We start from the raw sequence: 14740 nt of genomic DNA, 5'->3' as shown, positions 1-14740 counted from the left end.
ATATAAGGCAGCAGGACATGATTACAGACTGGCATCCCGGGCAACTTGACAGTGACCTGAGTGGCGCTGATTTTGATACGCTGGCCGTACGTGCCGGCTACCGGCGCAGCCCGGAAGGCGAGCATGGTGAAGCGATTTTCACCACATCCAGCTATGTGTTCAGGGATGCCGCGCATGCGGCGGCCTGTTTTGCCGGCAGCGAGCCGGGCAACGTCTACTCGCGCTACACCAACCCGACCGTGCGCACCTTTGAAGAGCGTCTGGCGGCGCTGGAAGGGGCGGAGAAAGCAGTGGCCACGGCATCCGGCATGTCGGCCATCATGGCCACGGTGATGAGCTTCTGCAGCGCAGGCGACCATGTGCTGGTATCACGCAGCATCTTCGGGGCTACGGTCAGCCTGTTTGACAAGTACTTCAAACGCTTTGGCATCGAAGTCACCTATGTTGCCATTGATGACCCGCAGGCATGGAAAGCTGCTTGCCAGTCCAATACCAGGCTGCTGTATCTGGAGTCTCCTTCCAATCCGTTGGCCGAGCTGGCAGATATCGGTGCGTTGGCGGCGATTGCCCATGAGGCCGGTGCGTTGCTGGTGGTGGACAACTGTTTCTGTACTCCGGCATTGCAGCAACCGCTGAAGCTGGGAGCTGACGTGGTGATCCATTCGGCGACCAAATACATCGACGGCCAGGGCCGCTGCCTGGGTGGTGCGGTGGCCGGCAGCAAGGAGCTGATGACCGAAGTGGTCGGTTTCCTGCGCACGGCGGGGCCGAGCATGAGCCCGTTCAATGCTTGGGTGTTCCTCAAGGGGCTGGAGACCTTGCGTTTGCGCATGCGTGCGCATTGCGCAAGCAGCATGGCGCTGGCACTGTGGCTCGAGCAGCAGCCGCAGGTGGAAAAAGTCTATTACGCCGGGCTGGACAGCCATCCGCAGCACACGCTGGCCTGCCGGCAGCAGCCGGGCGGCTTCGGTGCGGTGGTGAGCTTTGACATCCGTGGCGGGCAGGAAGCAGCATGGCGTTTCATCGACGCGACCCGGATGATTTCCATCACTGCCAACCTGGGCGATGCCAAAACCACCATCACCCATCCTGCCAGTACCACCCATGGCCGCCTCAAACCCGAAGAGCGTGCCGGCATGGGAATTGGCGACGGTCTGCTACGTATTGCGGTGGGTCTGGAGGAGCTGGAAGACATCCGGGCCGACCTGCAGCGTGGACTAAACGCAGCAGGCTAGCAGCCTGCTGCGTCCGTCGCGTTATCTTTTTTAGCCGGCAGTAGCACGTGGCTCGCCCGACAGGATTTGTGCCTGCTGCTGTGCGGCTGCGCTCTGGCCAAAGGCCTCTACTGCATGCCAGAGCCATTTGGGCAGGCTTTCAGGGTCGAGGCTGTCAATCAGGTTCTTGACCGCCAGGCCCAGCTCGGTATCGCCGTCGATTTGCAGGCGGCGGCGGAAGAACAGGGTGTCAGGATCTTCCTGACGGCTGGCCAGCAACAGGAACTCACGCCAGTTACCGGCAATCGTGACCTCTACGGGTGCCTGCCGGGCAACCAGCAGCTGGTTGCTGCGCGGGCTTTTGGTAATGCACCACTGCAGGCCCAGATCATGAATGCGCAGCTGTACCCAGCGGTCGTCCAGTATGTCGAACAGGCCGTCTTCCAGTGCTTCGGCAAATACCTTGTTGAGACCGCGCTGCATTGCCAGTCGCTGGGCAAAATAAGGTGTATGGCGGGTCAGCGGCAATACGCGATCACCGGCCGAGAGCAGGAAAGGGATGGTTTTCTTCAGCATAGTCCGGCCTCCTCGGCGGTTACCATTCCGGGGCGGCCATGCCAGTAGCCATTGCAGCCCTGTACCGCCAGTGGTGGTTGGCCACCCTGACGGACAAGGTCCCATGCCCGGATCACCTCTGTCATGCCTTTGGCCCGCGGGCTGAGGCGGGCAATATCGGCACCCTGCCTGGCCAGTGACGGATAGTCGGCCAGCAGGTTGTTGATTTCGGCCGACATGGTCTGGATGCCGTTGATGGTGAACAGCGGTTGTCCTTCCTGGCTGGCCAGCGGAATGCCTTCCTCATAATTGATGCAGCAGAATTCGCACTCGTCCTTGGGCCGGTTTTCTGCGCGAGCGGTAAAGCAGCGGGCCGAATAGGCCAGCGGCAAGTGACCGTAGGCGAATACTTCGACTTCCGGGCGCGGGATGCTCATGGCATCCAGCTGTTGCAGGGTATTGTTGATCATGTTGCCGGAACATTCGACCGGAGGCGCCCAGCGGATCAGCCCGCTGTCGATGAATTCGGCCAGCGCATGACCGCTATAGATGTTCAGCGCCGGGCCGCCAGCAAATTGCAGCTTGCGTTCGGACAGGAACTGCACCGCTGCCATGTCGTTGGCCTCCACCATGAAGTCGCCGTTGTCGCACAGGCGCTTGAGGCTGGAAACCTCGGAGTTGGCTTCGATCAGGGTCAGGCCGGACAGCACGATCTGCGCCCTGGTGGCCTGTTGCAGTTCACGGGCCAGTCCGATCCAGCCGTCGAGGTTGAACTCGCGGCGTTTGGAACAGACGGTTTCACCCATGTAGATGATGTCCAGCGGTTGTTCGGCCATGTCGGCATAGAAGCGGGTGACCTGGTCACGGGGCCAGAAAAAAAGGATGGGGCCCAGGGAAAGTTTCATTGTTCGATCAACTCCTATTGCCAGGCGCGGTGATAGGCACCGAGGGTGGTCTGGCTGCCTTCGGACAGGCCGGCCAGGGTTTGGCGCCAGCTGTTTTCGACCCTGAAGCCGCCGGGATTGTGCCGGTAGCTGTCGAGTGCCTCGCGCCAGGCGCGGGTGACCTGTTCGCTGTAGGCTGGGCTGCGCTGGCGGCCTTCAATTTTCACCGCCTTGACGCCAATCCTGTCCAGCTCGGGGATCAGGTCCATGGTGTCCAGGCTGGTGGGTTCTTCCAGGGCATGGAATTTCTTGCCGTTGACGATGAAACGGCCCTTGCACAGGGTCGGGTAACCGGCGGCTTCACCTTCCTCGTAGCGGTCGATGAGCACTTCGTTGAGGCGGGAGCTGAGCTTGCCGTCCTCGTTGCTCCAGCGTACCGCCTTGGCCGGCGAACAGACGCCACACAGGTTGGGTGATTCGCCGGTCATGTAGGACGACAGATGGCAGCGCCCCTCGGCCATGATGCACAGGCTGCCAAAGGCGAAGACTTCAATGGGAACGGTGGTGCTTTCAGCTACCTGTTTGACCTGGGCCAGCGACAGCACGCGTGGCAGTACGGCGCGCTTGATGTTGTAGCGCTGCTGGTAGAAAGACAGGGCCGGACCGTTGGTAGCGGAGCCCTGTACCGACAGGTGCAGGTTGAGGTCGGGATGGTTTTTGCTGGCGTAGGCCAGTACCGCCGGGTCGGCGGCGATCATGGCGTTGACACCCATTGCGGCAGCCTGGTCGACGGCACGCTGCCAGCGCTCCCAGCCGTCGGGCTGGGCATAGGTGTTGACGGCAATGTAGATTTTTTTGTTGTTTTTGCGAATCAGGTCAACGCCTTCGGCCAGTTGCTTGTCGGTCAGGTTGAGGCCGGCAAAGTGGCGGGCATTGGTGTCATCCTTGAAACCGACGTAAATTGCGTCGGCGCCTTGGCGCACGGCGGCTTTCAGTGCTGGCAGGCTGCCAGCTGGGCAAACCAGTTCCATGAAGACTCCCGGAAAACAGAAGGTGGGAAGGCTGCTGGCAAGGTTTGCGGTGGTAAACAATGCCCGCCTCGAAAGGGTGGGCCAGGCGGGTGAAAGACTGGTTACAAATCGGCAAACGGCCAATTTGTCCAGGCTGGGTGCAACTTGAGGGCGCTCTGGCTACAGCCAGTTAATTTAGGTACTTTGCCGACGGATGGCCTTGACGGAAGTCAATGCCGGACCAGGGGATGCAGGCCGGACCCGCATCCCGGCAGGCGGTCAGGCCTGCAGCATGCGGGTGGCTGCTTCCATGGAGGCGCTCAGGTCCTCGTCGGCATCAAGGTCCTGGTCAATGACCTCAAGCCCCAGCTTGCGGAAGGCGTCCACACCGGCCCAGTCAATCTGTCCCAGCGGGTGCTCGCTGCCGGCATGACTTTGCAGCAGGGCGACCTGCACGATATCGGTGTAATCGGTCTGTGCTGTTTGTCGATCAAAATCCAGGTGTTCGGCGGGCACGCTGCTCAGGGCCTGCGGAAAATCCCAGGCTTGCAGGATGCGCTGTCCAAGCTGGGGGTGCAGCTGTTCGATGACTTTTTCCAGGGTGAAGGAGTCGTTGAGCAGCTGGCTGTTTTCTTCGGCGTAGGTGAGGATCGGCAGGATGCCGATCTGGTGTACCAGCCCGGCCAGGGTGGCCTGGTCCGGCATCAGCCGGGTGAACTGGCGGCACAGGACGTGACTGATGCCTGCCACCTCGGTGCTGCGGGCCCAGACTTCGCGCAGGCGGCGATCGATCACGTCGGAGGTGGCCTGGAACATCTGTTCCATGGCCAGTCCCATGGCGAGGTTGGCGGTGTAGTTCATGCCGAGCCGGTTGACGGCCATGTTGAGGTCGGTGATTTCGCTGGTGCTGCGCAGCAGGGGGCTGTTGACAACCTTGATGATGCGTGCGGTCAGTGCTGCGTCATTGCTGATGACCTTGCCCAGTGTGCCGATGGTGGCGTCCGGATCTTCGGCTGTTTCACGTACACGCAGGGCCACTTCAGGCAGCGTGGGGAGGATCAGCTCGTCGTTATTGATGGCATCCAGCAACTCGGACTTGACGGTTTCAATCAGTGCACTCATGGCAACTCCAAAAAAAATGGGGGTACTGGTGTGAAAACAAGGCCGGGTTTGGCACCAGTATGTGGATTCTGCAGGGTCGTCGCGCTTGTCCGGACCTGAATTGATCAGCCAGCCGGACGGCCGTTAGCGCTGGATCTCGCGCTCGACATCAATCTCGTATGGCAGGCTGGCCAGGGTCAGGGGGGGGCGGCTGGCGGTATCAAGGGTCAGCTGCTGCTCCTGTGCGGCATCTGTCTGAACCACGGCCAGCAACTCGATGCCTTCGGTGCTGCGTGCCGCACTGACAACCTCGCCGGCCTTGCCGCCATCGGCCAGCAGCAGGGCTGTCCCGGCTGCCGGAAGCTCGTCTCCGGGAGAGGTAAAACGCAGCATGTGGCGCTTCTGCTTGCCCAGATACTGCATGCGGGCAACGATTTCCTGGCCGCTGTAGCAACCCTTCTTGAAGCTCACGGCATCAAGAGCCGGCAAGTTTAACATTTGTGGAATATAACTTTCGTACGAATCTTCCGTAACGTGACCCAGGCCGCAACGGATCAGTTCGAGCTGCCATGCATTGCGGTCCTTTTGTTCGATGCCGGCAGCCAGTTGGCGAATGGTGCAGGGCGCATCCGTTGCCGGCAGCCACAGTTCGGCCAGGGACGGGCTGACGCGGATGGCCAGCATCTGGTTGTGCTGGACCACGGCACCAGGGGTGGCTGGCAGCTCGATGCCCAGTTCCGGCAGGATACTGTCTGCGCCGATCAGGCCCAGTTGCACCCAGCTGGTGCTTTCATCTTTCAGCACCGACTTGGAGAACATGGCGAACTTCCTGATTTCCACCAGCTGTTTTTCCACCAGTGAGCGGGCCATCGAAAGCAGGAAACCGTCGCCCTGCAGCACCAGGCGGAAACTGGATTGCATGCGGCCTTTGGGGTTGCAGCGGGCCCCCAGGGTACTTTGATCATGGCTGACATAGTTGAGGTTGCAGGTGAGCTGGCCTTGCAGGAATTTGGCAGCATCGACACCGCGTACCGAAAGCATGCCCTGATGATCTAGAACGATAAAACCCGGCGACTGACTCATGGTGTTGCCTCTCTGGAATGACAGGCCGATATGATAGTGCTTTCGCTCCGGCTTGTCAGTGGGTGCCAAACCGCAGTGGCTGGCTTATACTTGCGCTCGGTTAACCGGAGATTTTCAATGACAACAGAAACTGAACTGAACCGTCTGTTCTGGCACAGCCGCCGTGGCATGCTGGAACTGGATGAATTGTTGGTGCCTTTTGTGCGGGAGGCCTATGCCGGTCTTGCTGCAGATGATCAGGCGCGTTATGAAAAGCTGCTGAGCTGTGAGGACCAGGACATGTTTGGCTGGTTCATGCGTCGCAACCAGCCTGATGATGAAGACCTGCAAAAGATCATCGGACTGGTGCTGGAACACAGCCGCAACCGTCGGCGGGGCTGATCATGCCGGCCTGCTTCTGGTTGCCGTCGCGGCTGCTGGTGACTGTGCAGGCGGCACTGGCCGTACTGGCTGTGCTGGCGCTGGCTGGCAGTGGTTTGCCGGTACAGGCAAAAGCGGGTCTGATGTTTTTTTGCGCGGCCTGGACGCTGCTGTGTCTGGCCCGTGACAGCTACCGGCGCGGTCCGGTTTGTCGCACCGGCCTGCGCTACTGCAAAACCGCCGGCTGGGAGCTGTGGCGCAGCGATAGTGGCTGGCGGTCGGTGCAGATACTGGCCGGCAGTCTGGTCATCCGGCAGCTGGTGATTGTGCGTTTTCGTTATGCGGGGCAGCGCAGGGTGCGTAGCCTGGTGCTGCCGGCGGATGTACTGCCCGCCGACAGCCACAGACGTTTACGGCTATGGCTGCGTTTCATCCCTGTATGTGAGGGGGCAGCAGAACGGTCTCCTGTGCCACCGGAAGCTGTCCGGGGTAATCAAGCGTAAAGTGCAGGCCGCGACTTTCCTTGCGCTGCATGGCGCAACGGATCATCAGTTCGGCAACTAACGCCAGGTTGCGCAGTTCAAGTAGATCCGGAGTGACCCGGTAGTTGCTGTAGAACTCGTCAATTTCCTTGTGTAGCAGCAATACCCTGTGCAGTGCCCGTTGTAGTCGCTTGTCGGTACGCACGATACCGACATAGTTCCACATGAAGCGGCGCAATTCGTCCCAGTTGTGTGAAATTACCACGTCTTCGTCCGAATCGGTCACCTGGCTGGCGTCCCACGCCGGTGGCAGCTCGGGCTCGCCGATACTGGCCTGGCAGCTGTCGATGTGTTCGGCAGCGGACTGGGCGTAGACAAAACACTCCAGTAACGAGTTGCTGGCCATGCGGTTGGCGCCATGCAGGCCGGTATAGCTGGTTTCGCCAATCGCGTACAGGCCGGCGAGATCGGTCCGGCCGTGCTGGTCGGTCATCACGCCGCCACAGGTGTAGTGGGCGGCAGGTACCACCGGGATCGGCTCGCGGGCAATGTCCAGGCCGAACTTGAGGCAGCGGCGGTAAACCGTGGGGAAATGTTCGCGGATGAAGCTGGCCGGCTTGTGGCTGATGTCCAGATAGACATGATCAAGGCCCAGACGCTTCATTTCGTGGTCGATGGCGCGGGCGACGATATCGCGCGGGGCCAGTTCGAGGCGTTCATCGTAGCGTTCCATGAAGCGCTCGCCGCTGGGCAACTTGAGTACGGCACCTTCACCGCGCAATGCTTCAGTGATCAGGAAGCTTTTCGCTTGCGGATGATACAGGCAGGTCGGGTGAAACTGGTTGAACTCCAGATTGGCAACCCGACAGCCGGCCCGCCAGGCCATGGCGATGCCGTCACCACAGGCGCCGTCCGGGTTGCTGGTGTACAGGTACACCTTGGCCGCGCCACCGGTGGCCAGGATGACAAAGCGGGCGGCATGGGTGTCGACCTCGCCTGTGTGGCTGTTCAGCACGTAGGCACCGACGCAGCGTCTGGCAGAGTGGTCGCTGGCCGGCTGGACAATCAGGTCGACCGCCAGCTGGTCCTCAAGCAGCTGTATGTTGCTGCGCAAGCGGCAGTGGCGCAGCAGCGTGTCAAAAATCGCGGATCCGGTGGCATCGGCGGCGTGGATGATGCGCCGGTGACTATGGCCGCCTTCGCGGGTCAGGTGGTAGGCGTAATGCTGCTCCAGTTCCTGCTCCGGCGTATTGCGGGTAAAGGGCACGCCCAGCTCGAGCAGCCAGTTGATGGCGGCGCGGCTGTTGGCTACGGTAAACTCCACCGCATCTTCGCGACACAGGCCACCGCCGGCGTTCAGGGTATCCCTGACGTGGGCCTCGATGCTGTCGGTTTCGTCCAGTACGGCAGCAACGCCGCCCTGGGCAAAGTAGGTGGAACCGTAATTGAGCTTGCCCTTGCTGAGCACGGCGATGTTCAGATTGCCGGGCAGTTTGAGGGCGGCGCTGAGGCCGGCAGCGCCGCTGCCGATAATCAGTACGTCGTGTCTGTAAGAATGACTCATGTTGTGACGTCCGTCATGAAAATGCGGTGTTAGTATAGCGCTGCATGCGCGACAAGATGCATATCGGGGAACTTTTTCTGCAAAGGTTGTTCAATACAGGCAACCTGTGGCCAGCCTTCACCAGAAAGGCGGCCGGATTACGGGTGGCCTCTGCCAACGGAGCGCAGCAGGCCCAGGGGATAAGTCAAATGATCATTGATATACACATGCGGGGCAAAAGCGGCTTGGCCGGGTACGGTACATGACCGCCGACGAAGACAAACTGCTGGTTGAGCGGGTGCAAAAGGGCGACAAACGTGCATTTGACCTGCTGGTATTGAAATACCAGAGCCGGATCATGGCGCTGGTGGTGCGTTTTGTGCACGATTCGCACGAAGCCCAGGATGTCACCCAGGAGGCCTTCGTCAAGGCGTACCGGGCACTGGGCAACTTCCGTGGCGAGAGTGCTTTTTATACCTGGCTGTACCGGATTGCCATCAATACAGCCAAGAATTATCTGGTGTCGCGTAATCGCCGGCCGCCCAGTGCCGATGTCGATGCCGGGGACGCCGAGTTTTACGATGGCGACCATGCACTGAAGAACATAGATACACCCGAGCGGTTGCTGCTGCGTGACGAGATCGAAGAGACCGTGCAGCACAGCATCCGCAAACTGCCGGAGGATCTGCGTGTGGCTCTGACGCTGCGCGAATACGAAGGCATGAGTTATGAGGACATTGCCCATGTGATGCAGTGTCCGGTGGGTACGGTGCGTTCGCGCATTTTTCGTGCCCGTGAGGCGGTAGACAAAGCCTTGCGCCCCTTGCTGCATGACAGCTGATTTTACCTGAGGAAGTTGTTGCATGAGTGAACATAGCCTTGAACAAGCCCTGTCCGCACTGATGGACGGTGAAGCCGGAGAGCTGGAGTTGCAGCGCATACTCAGGCATCTGGACGAGCCGGGGATTCGCCAGACATGGCAGGGCCTGAATCAGGTCCGCTCGGCCATGCACCAGGAACCGCTGGTGCATGTCGACGTGTCGGCTGGCGTGCGTGCCGCGCTGGATGGCATCGAGATGGACAGCCCCTTGCGTCAGCCGCAAGAGGCAAGGCCCGCCGGCTCTTCTTCCGCTTCCGGCTGGCGGAACTGGCAGCGTTTTGCTGTCGCCGCATCGGTCACCCTGGCGGTGCTGGGCGGTGTGCGCTTTTACAACCAGTCCCAGTTACAGGGCCCGGAGCCGGTGCTGGCGCAAACGGCAGAACCTGCGGTGCAGATGCCGGCGGCGCCCGCATACCTGCGCGAGCGCCCGGTAGTACTGGCCAGTTACAGCGGGCAGGAGAAGCAGGAAGAGCAGCAGGATATTGCACGTTCCAGCCGCTGGCATCGTGAGCAGTTACCCCTGTACCTGAAACAGCATGCGCAGCAGACCGGCATCAGCGGAGCCGAAGGTGCCTTGCCTTATGCTCGTACTGCCAGCATGGAAGGGCGCTAGTTCCGTGTGGTGTCGCCTGGCCTGGCTGGCGCTACTGGCAGCATTGTTGACGACGGGGCGCTGGGCAGCGGCCCTGACACTGGATGAGCAGCTGCTGCAGTGGCAGCACCTGCAGGAACGTACCAGTTACCATGGCAGCTTCGTGTATGAGCGCACCGGCGTGTTTTCCACCCATGAGGTTTGGCGACAGGCGGATGGTGACGGACATTACCGGGAGCGCTTTCTGCGTCTGAACGGCAGCCGTCTGGAGGCCTTGCGCAGCGACGGTTATCTGGATTGCATGGCGCGCCAGTTTCCGGATTCACCGCTGGCCAGTGTACCCGAACCGGTTTTGCTGTTGCGCAAGTTCGACTTGCAACGCATGGCGGCCGGCTACCATACCGAGCACGTCGGGCGCGGGCGTGTTGCGGGCCGCGATGCGGCAATCCTTCTGTTCACACCGCGCGACGTACATCGCTATCCGCTTGAAATCCATTTCGACCTTGAGGCCGGTGTGGTCTTGAAATCCCTGCTGCTCAATGAGCAGGGTGAACTGCTGGAACGCTTTCAGTTTGTCAACCTTGCCGTGGGCGAGCAGCCGGCGGAACTGTTACAGGTGGCGGACTGCGAGCCGGTCAGGACTGAGGAGCGGGCGGATGGAGAGGCCGGCCCGCAGTGGCGGGCCGGCTGGGTGCCGGAGGGTTTCGTGGCGGTCAGTCAGGGGCCGGTGCAACAGCAGGGCATCAGCAGCCAGCTGTTTTTTGACGGGCTGGCGCATTTCAGCATTTTTGTCACCGCGGTGGATGCCGGCCTGATGGATATGGAACACCGGCAGCTGGGCCCGACGGTGGTCATTTCACGACCGGTGGAAGAAGGCAGCCAACGCTACATGATCACCGTTCTCGGAGAGGTCCCGGCGGCAACTGCACAGCGCATCGCCCTGTCAGTCAGCCTGAGCAGCAACGGGGCCGCTGATGATTGAAGAGCAGGGGCAGGTCATGGCGGTGGACGGCAAGCAGGTCAGGGTTGCAGTCAGCCGGCAGAGTGCCTGTGGCAGCTGCAAGGCACGGGCCGCTTGCGGGCAGGGGCTGATGCAGAGCCTGCAGCCGGGGCGCTGCCATGAGGTCGTGGCGTGGTGCGAATTTCCGGTCCGGGTCGGTGACCGGGTTGTCATCGGCGTTACCGAGTCGCTGGCCCTGCGCGGGGCGGTGCTGGTCTATCTGTTGCCGTTGCTGGCCCTGCTGGCCGGCGCCCTGGCTGCCGACCGGCTCGGGCTGGGCGAAGGGGGGGCGATCATTGCCGGCCTGACCGGTTTTGCCGCAGCGGTATTCTGTCTGTACCTGTATAACCGCAGCCTTGCCGGAAAGCGCGATATGCTACCGCTGGTGGTACGGGTCGAGTCGTCACCTGCTGCTCAACAGGACATCATTCGCTGGCAGCCCTGATTGCCGGAACTTGTCGCCACGGGATGTGTCAGAAAAAACGTATTGCCGGCTGGTGGCATTCTTGCACCATGACCGACAGCAGTTTCTGATCAATCAAGTAGTGGAGTAAAAAAGGATGCGTACTGCGAAAGCATTGCTTGTCGGGCTGTGTGCCAGCCTGATGATTGTCCTGGCCCCCGCAGCCATGGCGCAATTGCCGGATTTTACCGCTCTGGTGGAGGAGTCCTCGCCGGCTGTTGTCAATATCAGTACCCGGCAGAAGCCGCAGGCGGCAATGGCCGGACGCGGACAGTTGACGATCCCCGAACTGGAAGGGCTGCCACCGATTTTCCGTGACTTCTTCGAGCATGCCTTCCCGGCGCCACGCTCGCCCGACAATCAGCGGCGCCAGGAAGCACAGTCACTGGGCTCGGGCTTCATCATTTCTGCGGACGGCTACATCCTGACCAATAACCATGTGGTGGCGGATGCCGACGAGATCATTGTCCGTCTGTCTGATCGCAGCGAGCTGCTGGCCGAGCTGGTCGGGACCGATACCCGTACCGATGTCGCCTTGCTCAAGGTGGAAGGCAAGGACCTGCCCGTAGTCAGGGCCGGAAAGTCGAAAGACCTCAAGGTCGGCGAGTGGGTGCTGGCGATCGGCTCTCCTTTCGGTTTTGACCACTCGGTTACGGCAGGGATTGTCTCGGCCAAGGGGCGCAACCTGCCCAATGACAACTATGTGCCTTTCATCCAGACCGATGTTGCGATCAACCCGGGCAATTCCGGCGGTCCCCTGTTCAACCTGAGCGGCGAGGTGGTGGGCATCAATTCGCAGATCTTTACCCGCTCCGGCGGTTTCATGGGGCTGTCTTTCGCCATTCCCATGGAAGTGGCCATGGATGTGGCTGACCAGCTGAAGCATAGCGGCAAGGTCGAGCGCGGCTGGCTGGGTGTGGTGATTCAGGAGGTCAACAAGGACCTGGCCGAGTCCTTTGGCCTGGACAAGCCGGCGGGAGCGCTGGTGGTGCAGATTCTGGAAGACAGTCCGGCTGCCCGTGGCGGCATCCAGCTGGGTGACGTGATCCTGGGCATGAATGGCAAGCAGGTCGTCATGTCTGCTGATCTGCCGCACCTGGTTGGAGCGCTCAAACCGGGTGATAGCGCACGGCTGGACGTGATGCGTGAAGGCAAGCGCCAGACGCTCAAGGTCAAGGTGGGTGCTGCACCGGGCGAGAGCGGGGATGCTGTTGCCGGCAAGGCGCGTGGCGATGGCAAGCGCATGGAAAATCCGCTGGGAATTTCCGTTACCGAGCTGACCGCCGAACAGAAAAAGATGATTGACCTGGAGACCGGTGTGCTCATCCAGGATGTGTACGAAGGCCCGGCAGCGATGATCGGCCTGCGTCCGGGTGATGTGATCACGCACCTGAACAACCAGCAGGTAGACTCGGTCAAGTCCTTCAACACCATCGTGCAGAAATTGCCACGGGACCGCTCACTGTCGATGCGGGTCCTGCGTCAGGGACGTGCCAGTTTCATCACGTTCAAGCTCGCCCGCTAGGCGTATCCGGGCTGTCATGATAATCACAAACCGGAGCTTGCTCCGGTTTGTGTTTTGTATGCCTGATGAAGACAGGCAAGCCAGCTGCCCGGCCAGCGCCTTGCGCAAGCGGGGGAGCATGCCAGAAATCTGGTGACGACAGCAGCCTTTCACGCCAAGGATGACGGCGACACCTGCAATCAGGTAAACTTGCGCACTATTTTTGCCGGCTTTGGCCGTCGAGTCCTTAATTAGAGTGAAGTTCTGTGAGCGACCTGAGTCATATTCGTAATTTTTCCATCATTGCCCATATTGACCACGGCAAGTCCACCCTGGCTGATCGCCTGATCCAGATCTGTGGCGGGCTGAGCGAGCGCGAAATGGAGTCCCGTGTACTGGACTCCATGGACCTTGAGCGTGAGCGCGGCATCACCATCAAGGCGCACAGTGTCACCCTTGAATACAAGGCTCGTGATGGCCAGACCTACCAGCTGAACTTCATTGATACTCCCGGCCACGTCGACTTCACCTATGAGGTCAGCCGTTCGCTGGCTGCCTGCGAGGGTGCCTTGCTGGTGGTGGATGCAGGGCAGGGCGTCGAGGCCCAGTCAGTCGCCAACTGCTACACGGCCATTGAGCAGGGCCTCGAGGTGATGCCGGTGCTGAACAAGATCGACCTGCCGCAAGCCGAGCCGGAACGGGTGCAGGAAGAGATCGAAAACGTGATTGGCATCGATGCCACCGATGCGGTCCAGTGCAGTGCCAAGACAGGACTGGGCGTGGAGGAAGTGATCGAACGCCTGATCACGCAGATTCCACCGCCGGAAGGCGAGATTGACGCCCCCCTGCAGGCGCTGATCATCGATTCCTGGTTCGACAACTACCTCGGTGTGGTGTCGCTGGTGCGGGTCAAGCATGGCCGGGTGAAAAAAGGCGACAAGATTCTGGTCAAGTCCACCGGGCGCGTACATCAGGTCGACAGTGTCGGCGTATTCAACCCCAAGCACACCCAGACCGACGGCCTGAAGGCCGGTGAAGTCGGCTTCGTGATTGCCGGCATCAAGGATATCCAGGGTGCTCCGGTGGGCGACACCCTGACCCTGTCCAACACGCCGGATGTGGAAATGCTGCCGGGTTTTCAGCGTATCAAGCCGCAGGTGTATGCCGGCCTGTTTCCGGTGAGTTCCGAGGACTTCGAGGATTTCCGTGACGCGCTGGAAAAGCTCACCCTCAACGACGCGGCCCTGCAGTACGAGCCGGAAAGCTCCGAGGCGCTGGGCTTCGGTTTCCGCATCGGTTTTCTCGGCATGCTGCACATGGAAATCATCCAGGAGCGGCTGGAGCGCGAGTACGACCTGGACCTGATCACCACCGCACCAACGGTGGTCTTCGAGACCGAGTTGAAAAACGGTGACGTGATCTATGTCGACAACCCCTCACGCATGCCCGACCCGTCGGTGATCCAGGAAATGCGCGAGCCGATTGTCAAGGCCACCATTCTGGTGCCACAGGAACATCTGGGCAATGTCATTACCCTGTGCATCGAGAAGCGTGGCGTGCAGGTGGACATGAATTTCCTCGGCAGCCAGGTGCAGGTGATTTACGAGCTGCCGATGAACGAGGTAGTACTGGATTTCTTTGACCGCCTCAAATCGGTCAGCCGTGGCTATGCGTCGCTGGAGTATAGTTTTGACCGTTTCCAGGCGGCCAACCTGACCCGGCTGGACATCCTGATCAACGGTGACAAGGTCGATGCACTGGCGCTGATCGTGCATCGTGATCAGGCCGCCGGCAAGGGCCGCGTGCTCACCGAAAAAATGAAAGAGCTGATTCCGCGCCAGATGTATGATGTCGCCATCCAGGCTGCCATCGGTGGCCAGATCGTGGCACGCACCAACGTCAAGGCGTTGCGCAAGAACGTTCTGGCCAAGTGTTACGGTGGTGACGTCAGCCGTAAAAAGAAACTGCTGGAAAAACAGAAGGCCGGCAAGAAGCGCATGAAGCAGGTGGGTAACGTGGAAATTCCGCAAGAAGCCTTCCTCGCTGTGTTGCGAGTGGATGACTAAGCC

15 protein-coding genes are annotated in these 14740 nt (G+C 60.5%); 9 read left to right on the top strand and 6 right to left on the bottom strand.

What is annotated here, in order from left to right; all coding sequences use genetic code 11:
• Positions 1-17 precede the first annotated feature (17 nt).
• Entirely contained in the window at positions 18-1235 is a 1218-nt protein-coding gene (locus AR306_RS07335; protein ID WP_101496908.1) for an O-succinylhomoserine sulfhydrylase, read from the top strand.
• A gap of 30 nt (positions 1236-1265) precedes the next feature.
• Here AR306_RS07335 and ubiT read toward each other — a convergent pair whose 3' ends face one another.
• The 5 genes from ubiT to ygfZ all read right to left on the bottom strand — a co-directional run bounded on the left by ubiT (position 1266) and on the right by ygfZ (position 5847).
• A complete protein-coding gene (gene ubiT, locus AR306_RS07330) occupies positions 1266-1790 on the bottom strand; it encodes a ubiquinone anaerobic biosynthesis accessory factor UbiT (RefSeq protein WP_101496907.1) in 525 nt (174 codons plus the stop codon).
• Positions 1784-2674, bottom strand: a complete 891-nt coding sequence (locus tag AR306_RS07325; protein ID WP_101496906.1) for a U32 family peptidase — start codon at positions 2672-2674, stop codon at positions 1784-1786. The genes ubiT and AR306_RS07325 overlap by 7 nt, the downstream gene beginning before the upstream one ends.
• A gap of 14 nt (positions 2675-2688) precedes the next feature.
• Complete coding sequence (gene ubiU, locus AR306_RS07320) at positions 2689-3684, bottom strand: ubiquinone anaerobic biosynthesis protein UbiU (RefSeq protein WP_101496905.1); 996 nt, start codon at positions 3682-3684, stop codon at positions 2689-2691.
• 258 nt (positions 3685-3942) lie between these two features.
• Positions 3943-4785: an HDOD domain-containing protein gene (locus AR306_RS07315; RefSeq protein ID WP_101496904.1), complete on the bottom strand. Its 843-nt coding sequence runs from the start codon at positions 4783-4785 to the stop codon at positions 3943-3945.
• A gap of 123 nt (positions 4786-4908) precedes the next feature.
• On the bottom strand, positions 4909-5847 hold the full coding sequence (gene ygfZ, locus AR306_RS07310; RefSeq protein WP_101496903.1) for a CAF17-like 4Fe-4S cluster assembly/insertion protein YgfZ: 939 nt from the start codon (positions 5845-5847) through the stop codon (positions 4909-4911).
• A gap of 117 nt (positions 5848-5964) precedes the next feature.
• Here ygfZ and AR306_RS07305 point away from each other — a divergent pair, with 117 nt between their 5' ends.
• Positions 5965-6228 (top strand): FAD assembly factor SdhE, encoded by a 264-nt coding sequence (locus AR306_RS07305; protein WP_101496902.1) that lies wholly within the window; start codon positions 5965-5967, stop codon positions 6226-6228.
• Positions 6229-6230: 2 nt separating this feature from the next.
• Entirely contained in the window at positions 6231-6710 is a 480-nt protein-coding gene (locus tag AR306_RS07300; protein ID WP_101496901.1) for a protein YgfX, read from the top strand.
• On the opposite strand, the gene nadB is transcribed toward AR306_RS07300, so the two are convergent.
• Positions 6637-8253 carry an L-aspartate oxidase gene (gene nadB / locus AR306_RS07295; protein ID WP_101496900.1) on the bottom strand — a complete coding sequence of 539 codons (1617 nt, stop codon included), beginning with the start codon at positions 8251-8253 and terminating at the stop codon, positions 6637-6639. The genes AR306_RS07300 and nadB overlap by 74 nt on opposite strands.
• A 241-nt stretch (positions 8254-8494) precedes the next feature.
• On the opposite strand from nadB, the gene rpoE reads away from it, so the two are divergent.
• The 6 genes from rpoE to lepA all read left to right on the top strand — a co-directional run bounded on the left by rpoE (position 8495) and on the right by lepA (position 14737).
• Entirely contained in the window at positions 8495-9073 is a 579-nt protein-coding gene (rpoE, locus tag AR306_RS07285; protein WP_101496898.1) for an RNA polymerase sigma factor RpoE, read from the top strand.
• A 22-nt stretch (positions 9074-9095) separates the two neighbouring features.
• Positions 9096-9725, top strand: a complete 630-nt coding sequence (locus AR306_RS07280; RefSeq protein WP_101496897.1) for a sigma-E factor negative regulatory protein — start codon at positions 9096-9098, stop codon at positions 9723-9725.
• Between the two features lie 4 nt (positions 9726-9729).
• On the top strand, positions 9730-10686 hold the full coding sequence (locus tag AR306_RS07275; protein ID WP_166627816.1) for a MucB/RseB C-terminal domain-containing protein: 957 nt from the start codon (positions 9730-9732) through the stop codon (positions 10684-10686).
• Positions 10679-11149 carry a SoxR reducing system RseC family protein gene (locus tag AR306_RS07270; protein WP_101496895.1) on the top strand — a complete coding sequence of 157 codons (471 nt, stop codon included), beginning with the start codon at positions 10679-10681 and terminating at the stop codon, positions 11147-11149. The genes AR306_RS07275 and AR306_RS07270 overlap by 8 nt, the downstream gene beginning before the upstream one ends.
• Positions 11150-11264: 115 nt before the next feature.
• Positions 11265-12692, top strand: coding sequence for a DegQ family serine endoprotease (locus AR306_RS07265; RefSeq protein WP_101496894.1), 1428 nt, complete (start codon positions 11265-11267; stop codon positions 12690-12692).
• Between the two features lie 245 nt (positions 12693-12937).
• On the top strand, positions 12938-14737 hold the full coding sequence (gene lepA / locus AR306_RS07260) for a translation elongation factor 4 (RefSeq protein WP_101496893.1): 1800 nt from the start codon (positions 12938-12940) through the stop codon (positions 14735-14737).
• Positions 14738-14740: the final 3 nt, after the last annotated feature.

Origin of the sequence: Thiopseudomonas denitrificans, assembly GCF_002866065.1 — a bacterium.
Taxonomy (GTDB): Bacteria; Pseudomonadota; Gammaproteobacteria; order Pseudomonadales; family Pseudomonadaceae; genus Thiopseudomonas; species Thiopseudomonas denitrificans.
Note: the sequence above shows the minus strand (reverse complement) of the source record. Positions and strands in the feature narration are given on the sequence as shown.

Coding starts and splice junctions, on each gene's coding strand:
- AR306_RS07280 (WP_101496897.1), top strand. CDS start 9,096: ATGAGTGAACATAGCCTTGAACAAGCCCTGTCCGCACTGATGGACGGT.
- nadB (WP_101496900.1), bottom strand. CDS start 8,253: ATGAGTCATTCTTACAGACACGACGTACTGATTATCGGCAGCGGCGCT.
- AR306_RS07265 (WP_101496894.1), top strand. CDS start 11,265: ATGCGTACTGCGAAAGCATTGCTTGTCGGGCTGTGTGCCAGCCTGATG.
- ubiU (WP_101496905.1), bottom strand. CDS start 3,684: ATGGAACTGGTTTGCCCAGCTGGCAGCCTGCCAGCACTGAAAGCCGCC.
- AR306_RS07335 (WP_101496908.1), top strand. CDS start 18: ATGATTACAGACTGGCATCCCGGGCAACTTGACAGTGACCTGAGTGGC.
- AR306_RS07305 (WP_101496902.1), top strand. CDS start 5,965: ATGACAACAGAAACTGAACTGAACCGTCTGTTCTGGCACAGCCGCCGT.
- ygfZ (WP_101496903.1), bottom strand. CDS start 5,847: ATGAGTCAGTCGCCGGGTTTTATCGTTCTAGATCATCAGGGCATGCTT.
- AR306_RS07270 (WP_101496895.1), top strand. CDS start 10,679: ATGATTGAAGAGCAGGGGCAGGTCATGGCGGTGGACGGCAAGCAGGTC.
- ubiT (WP_101496907.1), bottom strand. CDS start 1,790: ATGCTGAAGAAAACCATCCCTTTCCTGCTCTCGGCCGGTGATCGCGTA.
- AR306_RS07325 (WP_101496906.1), bottom strand. CDS start 2,674: ATGAAACTTTCCCTGGGCCCCATCCTTTTTTTCTGGCCCCGTGACCAG.
- rpoE (WP_101496898.1), top strand. CDS start 8,495: ATGACCGCCGACGAAGACAAACTGCTGGTTGAGCGGGTGCAAAAGGGC.
- AR306_RS07300 (WP_101496901.1), top strand. CDS start 6,231: ATGCCGGCCTGCTTCTGGTTGCCGTCGCGGCTGCTGGTGACTGTGCAG.
- AR306_RS07315 (WP_101496904.1), bottom strand. CDS start 4,785: ATGAGTGCACTGATTGAAACCGTCAAGTCCGAGTTGCTGGATGCCATC.